Raw genomic sequence first — 20,134 nt, 5'->3', positions numbered from 1 at the left:
CCAGTCAGCACAACCTTGTTGTTCGCAACAAAGGCTAGAAAACTTACATGGACGGGGTAGGACGTACCGTCAGGAAACCATCTGTAAAAAGAGGTTCTGGGAATAATTTATCTCTTGACTTTCTTTTTCATAGAAGACTATTATGCCGTGGATCATACACCAAGTTATCTCTGGGAAAGTGCCTCACGGTCCCTCTCTGCGGCTCTTATTGTCCATTTGCCTGATGTGTTAGCGGGGCATGAGAGCTGGCAACAAAGTGAAACCATTCGATATGCTGTGAATCTTGATGCTGGTGTTATTAAAAAACCAGACATTCTTTCTTTTCAGAATCGTGAGGCATTATATCCACATGCTGTCATTAATATGGGGAGAAACTAACGATCCGAGGAAATTGAATTAAGTAGCACATGGCATATCTAACTTTCACAGCACTAAAACAGCACCCATAGCCTGCAGTTTTCACTTTGTTTGAAAGCTATAGGGAGGCCACAGATATTAAAAAAATCCCACGGGAGTGGATTTTTTTGGTTTCTTGGGTAGTTGGCGCTGCCTCCAGGTGAGTAATTTCCATGGAGGAATACCTGGAGGACAACGCTGTCTACTTTATTGGAGACTAGTCCATAAAGACATTCTCATTGGCTTGTAACTCTGCATCCAAATAGGTCGAATCGACATCGGTCTCATGTAGAAAAAGATCGTCGTTCATATGGCATGACAAGCCACACCATACTCCGCCAGTAGTATCAGTTTGGGCAGTCCAGCGCTGAATATTATGTGGAGTAGTATATTTCCAAGTGGGCTCGGCAGCAAAGGAAGTGAGAGTATAGGATCCACCCCAATTATTATATGTATCAGGTGAAATCGGAATATGTCTCACTAAAGCGTAATCGTAATCTCGAGCTACACTCGGTAAATAGTTTTTCCCAATCTTGAAAGATGGGTAGGATTTACCCGTGATCCCTCCATGACTGGCGGTTCCTTTCGCATGACAGCCGTTACAGCTTTTGTATGATTGTGAGTGACAAACCTGACACTGAAGCGTTGAACCACTACCAGTCCAGTGTGTGGCATGATAGCCATTGTAATCAGGGCTGCTCGTTTCTGGGTCAGAATAAGTATGACAATCCTCGCACTTTGGAACCATGCTCGAATTCTCAATATATCTGTAGAAATACTGGGAACCATCTCCATGCATTTCATGTCCAGTATGACAATAATCGCATCGGAAACCATTGTTATAATGAACATCAGCTCTTATTCCAGCTGGCCAGCCTGCTTCGCCGGCATGCGAACCCTTGTATTCCTCTCCAACCCGGGAACCATGGCAGGCTGTACAATTGTTATTTAGATCTGGAATCTTCTTAAATTCGTGTCCCCAATTTAAACCGCTTTTTACGGACACTGGTCTGGTAACATGACATTGTCCACAGGTAGCATGACAGCTTCCGCAATCTTGTTTAAATCCCGCTAGCATGTTTGCATCATTTCGGAGGTCCATCCCCCCGGCACGGACCTTAAAGCGTTCAAAATAGCCTGCTTGGGTATAGTGAAGACTATTTGCAAAGTTCTCTGTTTCCTCTGAATGACACTCCCCGCAGTATGTCGCTGCATCCTGACTTGGATGTGCAATAAAGTTTTTATCGGCGGAGTGAGCCAAGGCTTTTGCTTCTTTGGTCAGGTCTGTTTCATTGTCCCCGCCATGGCATTCGACACAGGTCATTTCACCATGGACAGTCTCAAAAAATCTATCTCCTACAAACACACGGTCTTCTGCGCTCAACTGAGCAACTGAGCCACCTCAGCCTTCGCCAGTAGTTTCACCACCGGTGTCTTCAAGTGGATCGGCCACGGCCAACAATAAATCAATGTTGTTGTGACATCCCACACAGCTCGAGCTTGCGGCAATATCCTTTGGGTCATCATCTACTTCTGCACATGAAAACATGAATAGACAGACTGAGATGAGTACCAACACTATTCGTTTCGTCATTTTCACTCCACAATTATAATCAGCAGAGATTACCAAACGGCAGCCTCTGCTGATTACATCGAATTCAGGTAACTAATACCTAAGGGTTGGTCCCAGTTGTAATTGGAAATTCATGGGAATCAACATCCTCTGTAAAAGGGCTCTGAACCCTAACCGCTGCATCGCGGGACCAGGACATCATACCATGCTTCATATTTGTTGCATCATAGCCCAAAATGGCCAATACCGTTGATGCAATTTGACCTGTGTGCCCTGTATAGCAGTAAACTACTACTGGTTTTGAGGGGTCGATCATTTTAAGGCTTTCAACCTTGGCGATGTCTTTCCAATAGATGTTTATCGCGCCAGGAATGTGTCCAATCGCATATGTATCAGCACTGCGAACACTCACAACCTGAGGATCGTTTGTTGCATCACCATCATTCAAGTTAGCAAATAGATCTGCAGCCTTGGTAACTGGTGCGCGATTTGTTAAACAATCATCTGCGGCTGCAGCAATGATTTCCTCTGCATCTTGAGAGCTAATCCATTCAGGCTCGGCAAGAGCAAAATCACCGCCTGCTGTTGCTGTTGTTTCGGTCGTATAATCATGACCATCCACATCCTCAACAAATGGACTCTGTACCCGAGCAGTTGCATCCTTTGACCATGACATAAATCCAAATTTGAGGTTTACGGCATCATAACCAAGATTGACCAAAGCAGTCGTTACTGCCTGGCCTGTGTGCCCAGTGTAACAATAGACCAGAATTGGCTGATCAGTGGGTAGCAGAGCGAGGTTAGTTGGATTACCAACATCTCTCCAATAAATATTGATTGCTCCAGGGATATGTCCCAAAGCATACGTTTCAGCACTTCTTACACTTAAAACGAAGTAATCGTTTGAGGCATTTCCATCGTTCATATTGTCAAAAAGTGTCTGAGCTGATATCGGCTTTCCTGCACCTGCAGAGGTATTGGTTTCCAACACCGGTTGGATGAGTTCGAAATTAGTGAAATCATCCTCAGCATCTTCCGTTGATTCACATGACCAAAATGCGAAAAGCAGTAGTGTACATGTTAGTATCAAAATTAAGCGCATACATCTCTCCTTAAGTTATTAACCTTTGGCTTACTAAAAAATACGATTGAAATTTTGTGCCATTTATACCTGTTATTGGCAATGAGTATGCCATGAAAATATTTCATTTTATGTGTATGAAGACTCGGGCACTGAGGATCGAGACTCTTTTACATATTCACTCACCTTATTTATGACCTTTTGCAGCAAGATATTCTTACTATCATTTGCATAGGCTTGCTCCAGATATATCAAGGACTTAGGGACATCTTGAAACAGCCAGATAATGCCTAATGACTTAGTCAGATTCTCTGCAGATCTCACTGATTTATGGGTTCCAGTGATTAATGTATGAAGTACCGAGAAGGGACAAACCTCATCTGAGTCGAAATTACCAATCATGGTGGATAAATCAGCCTCGACCATAGTGGAAAGCAGTGGTAAGGCTTCATCTGTGCGATCAGCAATAACGTAGCTAAGCATAAGCTTTATCTTGATACTTAGACTATCGGGACTGTTTATTAAGGATGCTTCCAACTCGGCAACGGCAGCTTCAAAATTGCGATTCATCAAATAATAGTTGGCCAGCATTTCTGTCATAGCTGTCAGAAATGCAAATACTTCACCATTATTACATTTTTAGGATGAAAACGTCTTTGCAACCTACAACATCACTAAGATTGTTGCGTCAGATGCAACACTTGTCAAGTTATCTACATTAGAATTAATGCTTTAGATTGGTGTTGCACAAATACAATAATGCAACACTTTGCAACAGTAAATCTTAGCTCTGAATTGATTTCAATTTTCGCCAAACGGTCGATCGATGAACACCTAAAATGTCTGCTACTTTGCTTTGATTCCAATTGTTTTGATCTAACAGGGCTACTAATTGTTCTGACTTCATGGATGCTATTCCTGTAGACGCACGCTCCTCATTACAAACAATGTGAGATCTTAAGGACGGTGGCAAGCCACAGATACAAATCGAGTGATTCTTTTTTGATCTGATGAAGGCATATTCTATAACATTCTCAACCTCTCGGATATTACCAGGCCAATCATATTGCAAAAGAATATCTAGCGCATCAGTATCTATTTCTTCAATCTGTCTGTTATATCTTTGATTGAATACTTGGATGAAGTGTTCAAACAAAAAGGGTAGATCCTCTTTCCGCTCTCTCAGAGGTGGAATATGAATAGGGATAATATTTAATCGGAAAAAAAGATCATTTCGAAATTGGGCGTCAGCAATTGCTGTTTGAATATCCATATTTGTAGCAGCAATTACCCGGACATCCACCTTTCTCGTTTTAGAATCACCCAATCTCTCAAAAGAACCATTTTGGAGTATTCGCAATAATTGTGTTTGCATATTCGTTGGCATCTCGGCAACTTCATCTAGAAAGATCGTGCCCTTATCAGCCAACTCAAATCGACCCACCCTATCGTTTTTTGCATCTGTAAAAGCCCCTTTAGTATGCCCAAACAACTCACTGGCTAATAATTGCGGAGGAATCACCGCACAGTTCACCTTCACATAGGCATTTGCAGCTCTTCGGCTATGCTCATGCACAGCGTTGGCAATGAGCTCTTTTCCTGTACCAGTCTCACCTTGAATAAAAACGCTAGCATCGGATCTTGATAACTCTCGTATCAATTGAAAGATATCCAACATAGCTTTGCTTTTGCCGACAATACCACAAAAACTATGGGGGATGGCAACACTTTTCAAGCTTTCGGGTCTTGATGCTGGGTGAAATGAAAGGACACCTGCCTTGGGCTCATTTCGATTGTTTCTTAATACAACCGCATTGAGTACTACAGGAATAATCTTCTTATTCTTTGCGATCATTCTCGAATTGAAATTGTAAATACTCTTGCCAGACTTGATTACTTGTGTGATGGGACAGTCTGCCTCGCACAGCTCAGATCGGCATACGCTCTTGCAGCTCTTGCCAATAGCATCTTGACGTGTGGTGCCAATTAATGATTCAGCAGCACTATTGATAAAGGTAATCACGAACTTCTTATCAATTGTAATGACTCCCTCACTTAAAGAGTCAAGAATCTCTGAAGCTTTTTCTATGGATTTATCCACTCTGTCTCCCCTCCTGTGCATTTTGCAAAATTCTTCTTATGCAACAGATGCCTGAATATACGATACCTCCTTCTCAGTAGAAGATAATAAGGGAAGCTGCTCTACCCATATCCGGAACTAAAGAGTTTAGGCAATTCTAGTCTACCCAGCTTATTCTGACTTGATTTATCTTTTTAACAATTTATTTTTTATTGAGATAAAATAATTATGACTCGATCAAGCTATATCAATAATGACCGCGGATTTTCACTACTAGAATTGATGGTGGTTATTGTGATCGTTGCAGTTCTGGCGGCAATTGCCGTGCCTATTTATGGCAATAGCGTTCAAAAAGCCAAGCAGGCTGAAGCAGATGTAGCGCTTGGAAGCATTAGGAGCCAACTACGAATCTATTATGCTGAATTTGGTTCTTATCCAGATGGACTTGGTGTTTCTGTGATTGAGGCGGATTGGGGGTATTTTCAACCGGGAGAGCTAACTGGCGCGTATTTCTCAGATGACTCCTACACCTATTCATTAATTACAGGTAACCTATATATGATAAGGTGCGCCGGGGGTAGTGTCCTTGATCATGACCGTACCCTGAACCAGGATGGAACTTTCGGTGAAACCACCAGATCTGGCAGCAGTTGGATAGATAACATTTTAGCCTGGCTTGGTTGGTGATGATTTAGTGCCAACAATAGCAACTTACTTCAGTCCTGATGGTAAAAAAGGGCAACGTCTCCCCCACTCTTAAAATTGACTCTGACTAAGTGTTCGACTTGTCAGGGTCCCCCAAGTTTATCTTCTCATTCGAGAATCCACATACGATCAATACCCGACGAGATAATGATTCAAATTTTCATCTGCGGCCAACCCTAGTTTGTGTCGAATCCGATGCCTGTAGATTTCAATAGTTTTAGGCTCAACTTTCATCAGGTTGGATATATCTTTTGTCATCAGGTTTATTCTTATTAATGCACAGACCCTCAGTTCACGCTGTGAAAGTTCAGGATATTCACTCAGTATATTTTCAAAAAAGTCAGTATGTACCTCTGCAAACCATTTTTCAAATTCATCCCAGTCCTGTCCAGATTTAAATAAATTTTTGGAATACCTGATAATCCCATTAAACCTTTGTCGCATTTCATTGTTATCCATTTTCTGGATTTCTTTGAGCTGTCGAATGAGGGCATTCACATTGTCTTGATTTTCTGTTGCATGCATTGATTTGCTGACTAATTCACGTTTCATATGATCAATCTTTAGCTCCATTTTTTCAGTTTCGACTTTTTGGCGCTCAGCAATTTCTATTTTTAGTTCAGTGGTTCTCTCTTTTACTAACTTCTGAAGCTTTCTTTTCTCCCTCTCAAGTCGCTTGAATCGGAGCTGAACGTAAAGCATAATCATTAACATAAGTGTTATCGATACCAGCAATCTGAACCACCAGCTTTCCCAAAAAGGGGGTAAAACAGTGATATCAAGGGAAACACCTGCTTCATTCCACAATCCATCATTATTGCTGGCCTTCACGTGAAAGCGGTAGTTGCCAGGTTCCAGGCTGGTATATGAGACATCATTGTCCAGGCCTACCTGAATCCAATCCTGATCAAAATTGTCTAGTTTATAGGCATACCGGTTTCGTTGGGGATTGGAAAAATCCAGGGCGGCATAGCTAAAGGAAATGATTTTATCCTTGTGACCCACGGTGATACTTTTGGTTTCGCTAATTGAGCGGGTCAACAGGGTGCGACCATCAGTCATTTTGCCAATGGGAACTTCATCATAATTGATTTTAAAATTTGTGATCACCACGGGGGGTATATTCGGGTTGTTAACCACGGAATCAGGGTGAAAGCGGTTGAAGCCATTGGGACCGCCAAAATACATGTAACCCTGTGAATCCTTTAATCCAGAACTGTAATAAAATTCATTCCCCTGAAGTCCATCAATGAGCGTGTATCTGTTAAGGAAGCCCCGCTCCGGATCAGCTTTAATCAAGCCATTGTTGCTTGATAACCATAGATATCCATGGTCATCTTCTAAAATGCAATCGATAATGATGTCAAGATTATCAAAACCAATATCCAGGGTCGAAAAGGTCTGACGATCTGAATCCAGCTTGTTTAGCCCACCACCCCGGGTACCAATCCACAGATTATTCTGACTATCTTCATGAAGGGTTAAGACACAATTACTACCAATACAATTCTCATCATCAACTGAATGCTTAAAAGAAGTAAATGATTCGGTTTCAGCATGAAATCGACTTAATCCGCCTTCTGCTGTACCTATCCAGAGCACGCCTGCATGATCCTCAAGGATTGCATAAATGCGACCTCCGCCAATACTTGACGGATTCTCAGGATCGTGTTGAAAGCGGGTAAAGTGTTCTGTTTCACGATGATAGCGATTTAGACCATTGTTTTGGGTTCCCACCCAGATAGTGCTGTCTCTGGTTTCATAAATAGCATTAATAGTAGATCCACTTATGCAGTAGGGGTCTAAAACATAATTATAATAGAGCTTCAAACGTTCACCGCTCACAGGATCAATCTGGGAGAGCCCGGCGGCAGCCGTTCCGATCCAGACCAGCCCGGACTTCTCAATCATGACCTGCATGGCATAATTCATACTCCAATTGGGTTTGCTATCATCTGTCTGGTAATATCTGAATATCCTTGTGCTAGGCTTAAAGCGATTGGTCCCACCGGGAAGTGTGGTGAACCAGATATCCCCTCCTTCATCTTCAGCGATGGAGTAAACATTGTTGGCGCTGGGACTTGAAGCATTGTCAGTTTCATGGCGAAATAGCTCAAAGCGAATCTGGTTGGGTTTGTAAATGTTGATGCCCTTTGACTCTGATCCAGCCCAGACCAGTCCTTGCTTATCAATGAAGCTTGAAAGGATAATATGATCGTTCAGACTGCCGGGGTTTTGATCATCAAATTCGTTAAAGCTGAGTTGTTCGGTCTCAGGATCAAAGACGCTCAGTCCACCCACGGATGCCAGCCACAGCTTCCCCTGTTGATCCTGGGTAATTGAATACAAGAAGTTGGCTCCTGCGGAATTGTAGGAACTGGTGGCTTGTTTGTAGCGATTCAGAATTCCGTTTTTGAGATTGTATTTCGCCAGACCATATCCAAATCTGCTTAACCAGATAAAATCATTTTTCTGATCTCTGGTGATACACGTGACGGGCCTGGTCCCGGTTCTGGATGGTCGGAACATTCCATTCAGTACATTTGTAATTTTGCCTGATTGCAGATCCAGTGTTGCCAAAGATCCGTTATTCAGTCCTATTAGCAAAATCCCCGGTGAGAGTTCAGATAGCGCGGAGATATGACTATCAGATAAACTTGAGCTGTCCCCATCAATATGAAAATAGCTATCAAATTTAAGCTTATCCCGGTCCAGGTGATTCAAGCCTAGTTTGGTTCCTACCCACAGGGTTTGATTTGAATCCTCAAAGAGACAGGTCGTCAGATCGCTGCTCAGACTCCCTGGCTCGGAGGAGTCATGCCTGAAATTGGTAAAGGTTTCAGTGTCGCGCTCATATCTGGCCAGCCCACCTGTTTCCGTAGCAGCCCATAGCGCACCATGATAATCTTCAAGCAGGGCCAATACGCGATAGCCAGGCAGACTATGTGGATTTTGGGGGTCATGGTTGAAATGCTTAAATTCGTTGCCATCATAGCGATTCAAACCAAAGCGGGTTCCAAACCACATGAAACCACGACTATCCTGCAGGATAGCATATACCGATCCCTGGGACAGGCCATCCTCTACGGTGAGATGATCAAATTTGAGTGTATTATTTTGGCTAAAAGCGGGAATGCACAGGAAGAGCAGAAAAAGAATCTGGTAAAGTGTCAAAGCAAGGTCCCCCAGCTTTATTAACCATTATTCGAGTTTGAAAATCTTATTCTGAATATAGACTGATTTCTTGAAAACAAAACGCCTGTGTGTCTCGGCCATCAGAATTGGGTCATACAACTGCAAAGGGAAAACTGATCTTCCCTCAACACTTCAACTGAGTTGATGCCTCGTGTAAGCGGCGTATTCAGCACAACCCGGTTCCAGTGCGCAACCACCTGGCAGCATGTCTAATGTTTTATCACCCCCACCCCTGCCACGGAGGTGGCAATCTGCTTTTGTAGGGGTTTTGTAGGGGTGACAAATCCCACCTTTTCCTTAAGATTAACCATGAAAAACAAATCTCACCAGGGAGGAAACAAGATGAATAAGATTTTAAGCACACTGGCAACCGTCACTATCGGGATCCTGGCACTCTTGATACCCTACACCTGCGCCGTAGCTCAAACCCCAGAGTGGATAGTGTATAAATCCTCCAATTCGGGTTTACCCTCAGATGGTATCTTATCACTCGCCATTGATGATACCGGGTGTGAATGGATCAGGTTGGAGTATGGTTTATTCTCTTTTAATGGGACTGACTGGATTGAGTATGATTGTGATACTTCATTCCCTCCTGGAGGCTTCAAACCAAAATTGAAGAGAGAGAATGGAGGTATGAATGCACAAGGAAGCCCTAGAGGAATTAAGGGTCAGATACAAGGCGATGATCCTGGAACTGGGATATTTGTCACAAGTTGCATTTATCCCGCTAACAGATGGGATTGGGGATTATCATGAAGAAAAAAGATGTTCTAAACGGCTTGATTCTGTTGTCATTGTCTACTCTTTTCAGCTGTTATGAGATTGTTTCGGTTGATCAGCCAGCATGTATCGAACCGGGTAGTTCATTCTCGGTTTTACTTGAAGTAGATAGTGAGCATCAAATCCAAGAAATTGGTGCCCTCGCTGTCATGCTACCGTCAGGGTGGAGCATTACAGATTCCATCCTAATATGCTTCGGCGGCATGATTGGATCTCTTTACCCCGCCGGAGAAAGTATAAATGCTCCTCCATTTGAACGATCTGGTTACCAATGGCATCTGTTTGTAGGACTTGATTATTTACAGCATAGCAACCCAGACTCGTTGACCTATCTGAACTTCAATATCCAGAGTACGACAGTAAATCCAGGTTTATACATCACGGAATATGTTATAGGGGTGCACAATCCAGGATCCATGCCCAGCGTTCAGTGGTATGACCAGGAAAATTGCTGGAATGCGCAACATGTCTGGGTTGATATGGATTTACCTCCAATCAACAACAATATATTCGTTGATCCAGATGGATTTGACGGTAATGACGGTTTAACGCCTGCCACGGCATTGCGGACCATCTTAGCTGCGATATTCCGTATCAATGCAGACAGCCTGAATCCTAGAACCATTACGCTAGCTGATGGTGAGTACAGTCCCAGTACGAACGGAGACTTTTTCCCCGTACGCATGAAGGCTTATGTATCTGTTATTGGGGTCTCGGAAGAAGGGGTGACTTTAAATCCAGAATCCAACCTGGGTGTGTTTGAGATTACTGGAGTACAAAACGTATCTCTGGAATCAATGACGATCACGAATACAAATGCAACCGATTATCTTACTGATGCCTTGATTAGAGTTGAGAGCGCAGATCCCTCGATAACTAACATATCCATGACTGGTGCATTGGCTTCCCCTATCGCCTGGATCTATTGCCAGAATGCGTCGCCGACACTTACCAACCTCACGTTCAGTGAAAACAATTCCTGGGCAAGCTATGGTTTCATTTACATAGAAAATGCAGCGGGAATTGGTCCAGTTGAATTGGCAAATATCAGGATAATCAACAATTACTCTAATTGGTGTACGGGTTTGAGTATTTTGGGCGGGGAGGTCAGTGTTAACAATCTTGTGATCACTGGTAATCAAGGGATTACAGGTATCGGTGTTTGGGGTGGAACTGGACATATCTACATAGACAGTTCGACTATTGCCGGAAATAACAAGAGTGTTCAATATCCACAATATTCTGCTGGGATCCTGATCGAGTCAGGGCTGTATCAAATGCATATCAATAATAGTATTATTTGGAATGACTCCATTCCTGAGATTAATATTTTGGGAAATGAGTCCGATAGCACAATTGTTTACTCTGCATATTCTGACATCCAGGGTGGTCAGGATAGTATCTACATTGGGACTGATGCCAACGCTAATATACAATGGCTTGAAGGCAATATTGACGCTGATCCCCTCTTCTGTCATCCCACAGGAGGAGACTTTCACTTAGCAGAGAACTCACCTTGTGCTGGGGCTGGCGAGGATGGTGTCAACATGGGGGCTTTTGATGTGGGTTGTACAGTGGGGCTAAAAAATGACAGCCACAATCCGAACCACTACGCACTTCATCAAAATTACCCCAACCCCTTCAACCCAACCACAAATATCAACTATTCACTACCTGAACATTCTGCTGTCAAACTGGCTGTATTCAATATTCTGGGTCAAGAACTTATGACGCTTCTAAATGAGGTACAACAAGCAGGTAATTATAAGGTTCAGTGGAGTGGTTTAGATAAATCAGGCACTCCCGCGAGTACAGGTGTGTATTTCTGTCGACTTGAAGCAGGTGATTACAGACAAACGATCAAGATGATCTACTTGCCTTAGGGTGCCTCAGGAAAATATGAGGTCTAATAGAAACTCTGGCAATGCAAAAAACATTACACAAATAAATGGAGGCTTTTATGAATTTAAAAATGGCTTTAATGGTTTTATCAATGGGGATCCTGCTTCTATCAAGTTGCTATGAATTTGAATCAATCGATCAACCAGAAACAGCAGCACCTAATAGCACTTTTGAGGTCGATGTCTCCATTGTGTTCCCAAGTTTGGAAGATAGTTCATATCATGAATCTCATTACAGTATCCTGCTCCCCTCCGATTGGATATCTGAGGATTCATTGCTCTTTTCGGGAACACTGAATGGCGTTTATCATTTTTCACCCGAGTTCTCCGATACAATGGAGATTCAGGAACCAGCTCCTGCTGGCTATACCTGGTGGACCTATATGGCCAGTGAGACCGTTGACACATCAGCTTCTGAGGGTGGGACATTTTCATTCACCCAATCCGTCCAGACCGGAGCAACAACAGGACTGTTTTTCATAGACTACTACTTGGAATTTCCCAGTTCAAACGAAGCCGCTAACCGTGAAAGTAAGGATAATCCTATATGGATCGGGACCGACATCAGTCCCATTGCAGCAGATATCTATGTCAACCCCAGTGGAGATGATGATAACTCTGGTTTAACCGTAGATGATCCATTAAAAACGATATCAGCGGCCTTGTTTCTCATCGATGCAGATAGCTTGAACAAGCGCAGTATTTATCTCGCTGACGGTGAATATAAAAGCAGTTACAATGGTGAGCATTTTCCACTCTACCTCCGTGATGGTGTTTCATTAATTGGTGAGTCTCAATCCGGTGTCGTTCTTGATGCTGAGGATCAGAACCTCGTACTCTTTCTGGATAGCGTCAAGGTTGATACAATTAGACAGATGACGCTTTCAGGAGGCACATGCTGTCAATTTTTCGAGGAGATATATCATGGTGGCTATCCGCAATTTATCCACTATGGGGGTGGGGCGATCTATGCCGACAATTCCCAGGTCCATCTTGAGAATATGAGAATAAGTGACAATTCAAATACGAGTGGTGGAGGTGTTGAAGCTTACAATTCGAGTCTCTCTATGAAGAATGTTGATGTTGTTAACAATACGGCAGAAGAAAATGGTGGGGGTCTCATGCTTGGGTGGCAGGGGCATGCCCGGCTTGAGTCTGTTCGCTTTGCAGACAATACAGCAAATGGTTCTGGTGGTGCTGTAAATATGTATCGATCATATGCATCGTTGGCAGATATTACTATCACCGAGAACCATGCCGCACAAGGTGGAGGACTGTATATGGGTTACGGCGCAACAGCTGATTTTGACACAACTGACCGTTCCAATATATTTTTCAATGAAGCATTGGAGGGAAGGGAAATTGGAGGAACCTGGATGGACAACCAGCTGATAGTTGTGGATACTTTTACGGTCATGCAGCCTACTGATTACCATGTATCTCAACTTTGGAAGTTCTCATTTAATATCCTGAATGCAAAAGTCCAACAAGTAGATCAAGATCTGTATGTTAGTCCTCAAGGTTCAAATGCCAATGGCGGAACCACTTCAGCTGACCCCTTGAGAAATATCAGTTATGCCAATTCATTGATTCTACCGAATCATACGATTTTCCTCTCAAATGGTAGCTATAGCCCGTCAATCACTGGAGAGTCATTCCCAATTTCACTGACAAAAGATATGGCCTTGGTGGGTGAATCAGAAGCCGGGGTCATACTGGATGCGGAAGGCCAGGCGGCAGGAGTCGTATCTCTATATCGTGAGAATTCTACAATTAGTAACCTGACCATTACAGGGGGTGGGTGTGGGGTTATCGCTCATTTGGGTTCAAATCAATATTTGAATAATGTCACCATAACAGGTAATTCAAATCATGGTATCCGTGTCGAATCTGCTTCCAATATCACCCTTGAAAATGTAACAATAACCGAGAATACTGCTGTTTTTGGTGCCGGTATAGCAAGTACTGGAACACTTAACATGCAAAATGTTTTGATTGCTCGGAATACTGCTACAGGGGATTCTGAAGGTGCTCAAGGGGGTGGCGCTTTAACGGTTTGGAATTGTGCGAGTACAGAAATAAATCATGCTACTATCGTTGAGAATACTGCACCATATGGGGGCGGTATCTTAAACTATGGAACCCTTTTACTGACTAATTCCATCCTGAGAAACAATTCTCCAGATCAGTATCATGCATCTGGTGGCAATATAGCTGCAGATTTTTCTTACTCTAATATCCAGAATGGGGATGGAGATATTGTTGGGAATAATAGTACTGTAAACTGGTTGGCAGGCAATATTAATCAGAATCCGAAATTCTGCGATCCCTGGGAATCAGTGTACACGCTTGCTGAAAATTCACCCTGTGTTGGAAGTGCTCAGGATGAAAGCGACATGGGTGCGTTTGGCGTGGGATGTACTGCACCCGTGGGGGTAGAGGATGGGCTTGAGTTACCAGATAAGTGTGCTTTGAAACAAAATTACCCCAACCCCTTCAACCCCACCACAACTATTCAGTACAGCCTGCCTGAGGCAGGCTCTGTGAAACTGATCATCTTCGATATTCTGGGCCAAGAAATCACAACACTTGAGCAATCTGAAAAACCTCCAGGCAACTATGCAGTGCAGTGGAATGGTTTGGATCAAGCAGGCAATCATGTGAGTACGGGGGTTTATTTCGCTCGCATGGAGGCCGGCGACTTCTCGCAGACAATCAAGATGTTGATGATAAAATGAGAACCACTTAATCAGAAATCCCGCACTTTTTGCGGGGCACTATTTCAAATAATCGATAATAGCTGGACTAACAAGAATGGCTTTACTCTCACCTGAGGGCTGTCCTTGAACGGCTAAAAACCAAGTCAGGTACAAAAATAAAAAGTAAGGGGAAAGAAATGAACACACAGCCAAATATCCAAACTCTGAGAATTATAATTTTGAGTTTCATGCTACCGATCATGCTGTTTGGAACGATTCAGGAGCAAATCGATGCTGCCGTAGAAGGCGAGATTGTTTTAGTCTATCCGGGCACCTACGTTGAGAATATCAACTTCAATGGAAAGAACATTACACTGAGATCAACCTATGGGCCTGAAGTAACTATTATCGATGGAAATGCCAACGGTAGTACGGTGACCTTTGCCTCAGGTGAAACCAGTGCAGTCTTAAACGGCTTCACCATCACAGGTGGCAGCGGAACCCTGAATGCTGACGGTCACTTTGTTGGGGGTGGAGTTGCCTGTCGGTTTAATTCAACACCCACCCTCATGAATCTTATTATTGAAGGTAATAATACCGTAGGTGATTCAGCTATGGGTGGTGGAATCATGTGTTCCTTCGGATCAGATGCCCTGATCCAGGATGTTATCATTCGCAATAATGAAGCAGCTTATGGCGGTGGATTTTGTGCTTATGAAGCAAGTCCAATCCTAAAGCGAGTTGCAGTAATTGGCAATCATGCTCGCGTCACAGGTGGAGGGCTCACATTTTGGACTTCAGATTCAAGGCTTGATGAAGTACAGGTGTATGATAATTCAGCTTTTTCATTCGCTGCAGGAATCTGGGTTCACAAGCTTGCTACCCCCGTTTTACATCAAGTCAATGTGATGCACAATATGTGCTCTTATATCTTTGGTATGGGTGGTGGAATGGGCATTAGCGATGGTTCGGCACCCATCCTGATCAACTCAATTGTATGGGAAAACAACTCCAATGAGATTGAGTTTTCCGATAGCATGGCGACCAACCAGGTAAGTGTTTACTCTTGTGATATAGCGGGTGGAGAAGCTGCCATCGCAACCAACGAAAACGGCACTGTGAACTGGTACTCGGGTAATATTGATCTGGATCCTGAATTTATTGATTCTGGGGAAAGTGATTTCAGGCTTGGTGATGATTCACCCTGTATTGACTCAGGAACATCACTCCTCATCGTAGAGGGTGACACATTGATCGATATGAGCCATCCAGAATATTGGGGGGCGAATCCTGATATGGGTGCCCTGGAAACACCAAGACCACTCGGGGTTCTTGAAGTTCCTGGAGCATTCGCCAGTATTCAAGCTGCCATAGATTATGCCATTGACGGAGATACACTACTCGTAGCAGCAGGTACCTACTATGAAAATATCAATTATTTGGGTAAGGACATAGTGGTCGTGTCAGAATCAGGATCTGAGCTGACCATCATTGATGGTTCCCTGGAAGAAACGTCCACCGTGCTCATGGCAAACGGGGAAAGTCAGGCAGCCGTTCTGGATGGGTTCACAATTCAGCAGGGGATTGGCTTTCTCAAATATGGAGCTGGTTCGACTGAGAGGTTTGGTGGCGGGGTTTGTGTCCGTTTTGTATCAAGCCCAACATTGAGAAATCTTATCATCTCTAATAATTCCTCCGTTGGTGATGGGGCAAGTGCAGGTGGGATAGGTATCGCTTTTGCTTCTGAATCCTTATTGGAAAATATTATCATTCAAAATAATACAGCCGTATATGGTGGTGGATTGTTCGTGTATGAGGCTGCTCCCATCTTGCAAAATGTCACGATTCGTTATAATTCTGGAACAGGCACTGGTGGAGGGGCGGGCTTTGAAAGCAGTACACCCTCGATTAACAATATCGTAGTCCACAATAACACCGCGGCTGCTGGCGGAGGTGGTTTGTTTTTCTTGGAAGAATGTGAAGCTATTATCAATCGTGCTACTATCTACGGGAATAATGGTGGAAATGGCGGTGGCGGTATTTTGTCCATTGACGATAACAACCTGTATGTGATCAATTCCATCTGTTGGGGGAACACACCCAATCAGATACAATCATATATATATGCTCCCGAAAACTGGATAGAAAGCCATATTGGGGTCGCTTATTCTGATATACAGGGTGGTAGAAATAGACTCCGGCTCTTGTCGACTGAGTTATTATTTTATGAGAACAACCTGGCTGCCAGCCCTCTTTTTTCAGCGCCAGGGCTTGGTGATTTTAGCTTAGCAGAAGGTTCTCTGTGCATTGATGCAGGAATTGCCAATTATATTTGGAACGGTGAAACATTAATTGATCTTTCCGCTACTGAATATATTGGTTCAGCTCCAGATATGGGAGCTTACGAGTCAGAATATACTGTTTCAGTCGCAGGAGAGCTGCTTCCTGAAATTTTCACTTTAGATCAGAACTATCCTAACCCCTTCAATCCAACCACAACCATCAGCTACTCAGTACCCGAACAATCGACGGTCACGCTAATAGTGTTTGATATTAGGGGTCAAGAGCTTGTGACACTCCAAAATGACATTCAGGCAGCAGGCAACTATAAAGTTCAGTGGAACGGAATGGATCAGAGAGGCAACTCGTTGAGTACCGGAGTTTATTTCTGTCGATTAAATGCTGGATCATATAGTCAAACCATAAAGATGGTTTACTTGAGATAATATTAAAGATTTACTCATCGCATGCTGGACGGAGCTCTGCGAGCGCAGACTGGTCTACCTGCCACTGAAAAGCCCCGGAAACGCTCCGGGGCTTTCATATCATTCCAGTTACTGAAGCATAATCTAGTGCAGTAAAGTCACCTTGCAGGTTAAATGCTGAAATCCAGCACGGATATTTACCAGATAAATCCCAGAGCCCAAAGCGTCTCCATTGAGGTTCTTTCCGTCCCAGCTCAGGCTGTAATTTTGTCCTGAAGGATGACTGCCCTGATAGTGATTCCAGACCAATTCACCCCTCATATTATAGATGTTGACTACCAAATCTGCAGATTCTATAAGATCATAAGTCAGGATTATGCTGGGGTTAAATGGATTTGGATAGAGTCCCTTAAGTTCAAAAACAATGGGTATGATTGAATTGTCTGGTATGATATAGGTGATTGTCTGAACCATATTGATATGATCAGAACGTTTACCAGCATAGTCTATATCCGACAACTGATAAGAATAGCTAGACCCCTCGCGGACTTGCGTATCTGTTATTCTATATTCAGTTGAGCGTGTCGTTGACCCCTGACCTTCTAAGGCTTTGGATGTCCTGAAGGAGGCTATTTCAGTCCAGTGAGTTTCATCCGTTTTACGGGAAATAATAAAACCCTGATTTTCAATCTCAGAGCTGGTTACCCATCTGATCTCAATGCCTGATTTAACGTTCTTGAGTCTAAAATTCTCCAGTTCTACCGGTAATGACGAATCAACGGTTTCTGCCCAGACTAATTGTGGATACCCGTTGTTAACTGAACTAAGTTTCCAGTCATCATCTTCAGCATTAATCGTAAAATCCCAACCCGCGTCCGTAAATGTAGACTGCGTTTTCATTTCAAGTGTGGTTTTACCTGTCCCGGCAGGACTTCCGGAAGCATTTACTCCTGCAATCCCTGATGTTTCTTTGTCCCAGAACGAATAAGTAACTGGGTCAAGATTGTAACCTACCAGACCACCCTTATCGCTGTTTGCGGTCACACTACCGGTGCTGTAGCAGTACTCTAATACGCTTGGAGTAGTATTGTGGGCATTGGCACCAGAGAGCCCTCCTACTTTTGAATTTCCAGTTACATTGCCAGTGCTATAGCTATTACTGATACTTGCATCAAGATTGCGTCCGGTTAATCCTCCAATATAATTATAGCCACCAGCTGTTACACTTCCAGTGCTGTAGCTGTAACTAATCTGTGCTCTATTAATGCCCACCAATCCACCCAAACGTTCGGCACCACTACCGCTCGCTGTCACAGCCACCTTGCTATAGCATTTAACAATGCTTGAACCTGCTGCATTTTCACCAACCAAGCCACCGGAATCCACCCTACCAATCAAGCTTCCGGTGCTGTGGCAATTTGTTACGCTGGCACCTGCCAATTTACCGACCAGCGCACCTGTAAAGTCCATGCCAGTGACATTGACACTGGTCACTCCCAGATTCATGATAGAACCGCCTGATACATATCCAAATAAGCCCTGATAATTTGTCGTGCTACGAACAATGCTGATCCCGGAGATCACATGATTTTGTCCGTCATAGGAAGCAGCGAAATTTGTTGAGTTATTTCCGATGGGCGAAAAACCCGCTCCACTATTCCATGTACTGGTTGAGGAAGCGTCTATATCCGCAGTTTGTTCATAATATTTGCCACCCGCCCATTCAGCCGAATTTTGTGTAATCCAATAGAGGTTATTTAGGGTGGTGATCTGATAGGGTGATTCTGACGTTCCAACACCAGATGGAGCAGTAGCAGTCTGCCCGAATAATGACAAACCTGCCAAGAGCGAAAAACAGCAAAATAAATTCTTCACTTGACGACCCCCTATTCCAAATAATTGCAAAAATTTATTCGATTTAATTAGCAGAACAAGCACTATTCTTTCTGGAAGAATGATAGCATCTAATAGGACGAAGACTTTCCCTCCAAAAGCGTTTGGTCTCGGACTGCCCTGGGATTGCTCGGGATTGAAAATGAAATCGTAAATCTTTCAATAACACCGGTAGCTGAGTCAGGAGGCATAGATGAAAGTGTCTTAATCCTGCCGATTCAACTAGCACCAGAACAGACGGGATTAACATCGGTTGATCTAATCTAAAACCAGCTAACTTTTTATGACTCTGATGGTCAGTAATAAAATCTCGGCACTCTTGAAATTGATGGGATTAGTCTGATAAAGCTACTATAGCTGAACAGCAACTTTTTACCAGCCAAAACCCGCCAGCCCTTACTGTATATGGGCTTGCCAAGCCAAAGCTCCAGGAGCGCAGGCTGGTCTGCTTACAACTGAAAAAAGGAACCCATAGGGCACAGCCAGGCCAGTTAATCCCGCAGATTCTCTAAAAACCGCGATTTGTCAGCTCAGAGACAGTACCCTGCTCTCAAACTCATATCTTGGCTTTCAACAACAGCGGGTTGCCTGTGTTTGTAGAAGATAAGACTCATCAGGTGAACCGACGAGAATGGAGAATGAGAGGATAGAGATGAACGCAGTAATAAATTTTGCTGAACAACACGGCCACTGGATCATCAGATTGCAGCTGGCAGCTATTTTTATTTTTCACGGAATTATCAAATTCCCCATGGCTGAAATGATGGCCAAAGGAATGGGAATGCCCGTTGCAGGCGTTTACATGCTTGCACTGATTGAAGTTCTGGTAGGTCTGGGCTTCCTTGCAGGACCTATCCTGGGATCTCTGGTAACCCGTATTGCTGGTGCTCTGGCAGCCATCGTCATGTTTAGCGCTATTGCCATGGTACACTGGCCTCAGTGGAGCTTTGTCGCATCTGAAACCAAGCCAATGGGTGGTCTGGAATTTCAGCTCCTGGTATTATTGCTGGGTGCCCTGTTTGCTCTTCGGGGAAATGAGTTCCTCAGTTCGAATGGATCACCAACAAGTTAATCCTTTCCAGCTTACAAATCCCAGAGCCCTTGAAGTGTCCGGTGAGCCTTC

13 protein-coding genes and 1 pseudogene are annotated in these 20,134 nt (G+C 43.6%); 7 read left to right on the top strand and 7 right to left on the bottom strand.

Going from position 1 to position 20,134, the window contains the following annotated elements; translation table 11 throughout:
- The first annotated feature begins 135 nt into the window (after positions 1 to 135).
- Positions 136 to 378, top strand: a pseudogene (locus ISR87_12135) (NAD(P) transhydrogenase subunit alpha).
- Between the two features lie 235 nt (positions 379 to 613).
- Here ISR87_12135 and ISR87_12130 read toward each other — a convergent pair.
- The 5 genes from ISR87_12130 to ISR87_12110 form a co-directional block, all read right to left on the bottom strand.
- Positions 614 to 1,780 carry a hypothetical protein gene (locus ISR87_12130; GenBank protein ID MBL7026195.1) on the bottom strand — a complete coding sequence of 389 codons (1,167 nt, stop codon included), beginning with the start codon at positions 1,778 to 1,780 and terminating at the stop codon, positions 614 to 616.
- A gap of 18 nt (positions 1,781 to 1,798) precedes the next feature.
- A complete protein-coding gene (locus tag ISR87_12125) occupies positions 1,799 to 1,990 on the bottom strand; it encodes a hypothetical protein (GenBank protein ID MBL7026194.1) in 192 nt (63 codons plus the stop codon).
- 79 nt (positions 1,991 to 2,069) lie between these two features.
- Positions 2,070 to 3,071 (bottom strand): rhodanese-like domain-containing protein, encoded by a 1,002-nt coding sequence (locus ISR87_12120; GenBank protein MBL7026193.1) that lies wholly within the window; start codon positions 3,069 to 3,071, stop codon positions 2,070 to 2,072.
- A gap of 108 nt (positions 3,072 to 3,179) precedes the next feature.
- A complete protein-coding gene (locus tag ISR87_12115; protein MBL7026192.1) occupies positions 3,180 to 3,650 on the bottom strand; it encodes a hypothetical protein in 471 nt (156 codons plus the stop codon).
- A 184-nt stretch (positions 3,651 to 3,834) separates the two neighbouring features.
- Entirely contained in the window at positions 3,835 to 5,172 is a 1,338-nt protein-coding gene (locus ISR87_12110) for a sigma 54-interacting transcriptional regulator (GenBank protein ID MBL7026191.1), read from the bottom strand.
- Between the two features lie 186 nt (positions 5,173 to 5,358).
- Here ISR87_12110 and ISR87_12105 point away from each other — a divergent pair, with 186 nt between their 5' ends.
- The gene (locus ISR87_12105; GenBank protein MBL7026190.1) at positions 5,359 to 5,817 is read left to right on the top strand and encodes a prepilin-type N-terminal cleavage/methylation domain-containing protein; all 459 of its coding nucleotides are present in this window, start codon (positions 5,359 to 5,361) and stop codon (positions 5,815 to 5,817) included.
- Positions 5,818 to 5,964: 147 nt separating this feature from the next.
- On the opposite strand, the gene ISR87_12100 is transcribed toward ISR87_12105, so the two are convergent.
- The gene (locus ISR87_12100) at positions 5,965 to 9,009 is read right to left on the bottom strand and encodes a hypothetical protein (GenBank protein ID MBL7026189.1); all 3,045 of its coding nucleotides are present in this window, start codon (positions 9,007 to 9,009) and stop codon (positions 5,965 to 5,967) included.
- A gap of 363 nt (positions 9,010 to 9,372) precedes the next feature.
- Between ISR87_12100 and ISR87_12095 the strand changes: the two genes are divergently transcribed.
- The 4 genes from ISR87_12095 (at position 9,373) to ISR87_12080 (ending at position 17,139) form a co-directional block, all read left to right on the top strand.
- Positions 9,373 to 9,789, top strand: coding sequence for a hypothetical protein (locus ISR87_12095; GenBank protein MBL7026188.1), 417 nt, complete (start codon positions 9,373 to 9,375; stop codon positions 9,787 to 9,789).
- A complete protein-coding gene (locus ISR87_12090; protein MBL7026187.1) occupies positions 9,786 to 11,696 on the top strand; it encodes a T9SS type A sorting domain-containing protein in 1,911 nt (636 codons plus the stop codon). Before ISR87_12095 ends, ISR87_12090 begins: the two co-directional genes overlap by 4 nt.
- Positions 11,697 to 11,773: 77 nt before the next feature.
- Positions 11,774 to 14,452, top strand: a complete 2,679-nt coding sequence (locus ISR87_12085; GenBank protein MBL7026186.1) for a DUF1565 domain-containing protein — start codon at positions 11,774 to 11,776, stop codon at positions 14,450 to 14,452.
- A gap of 158 nt (positions 14,453 to 14,610) precedes the next feature.
- Positions 14,611 to 17,139, top strand: coding sequence for a T9SS type A sorting domain-containing protein (locus tag ISR87_12080; protein ID MBL7026185.1), 2,529 nt, complete (start codon positions 14,611 to 14,613; stop codon positions 17,137 to 17,139).
- A gap of 123 nt (positions 17,140 to 17,262) precedes the next feature.
- On the opposite strand, the gene ISR87_12075 is transcribed toward ISR87_12080, so the two are convergent.
- A complete protein-coding gene (locus ISR87_12075; GenBank protein MBL7026184.1) occupies positions 17,263 to 18,993 on the bottom strand; it encodes a T9SS type A sorting domain-containing protein in 1,731 nt (576 codons plus the stop codon).
- A 670-nt stretch (positions 18,994 to 19,663) separates the two neighbouring features.
- Here ISR87_12075 and ISR87_12070 point away from each other — a divergent pair.
- Complete coding sequence (locus tag ISR87_12070; protein ID MBL7026183.1) at positions 19,664 to 20,083, top strand: DoxX family protein; 420 nt, start codon at positions 19,664 to 19,666, stop codon at positions 20,081 to 20,083.
- The last annotated feature ends 51 nt before the right edge of the window (positions 20,084 to 20,134 follow it).

Source organism: Candidatus Neomarinimicrobiota bacterium, from assembly GCA_016784545.1.
Taxonomy (GTDB): Bacteria; Fidelibacterota; UBA8477; order UBA8477; family JABMPR01; genus JABMPR01.
Note: the sequence above shows the minus strand (reverse complement) of the source record. Positions and strands in the feature narration are given on the sequence as shown.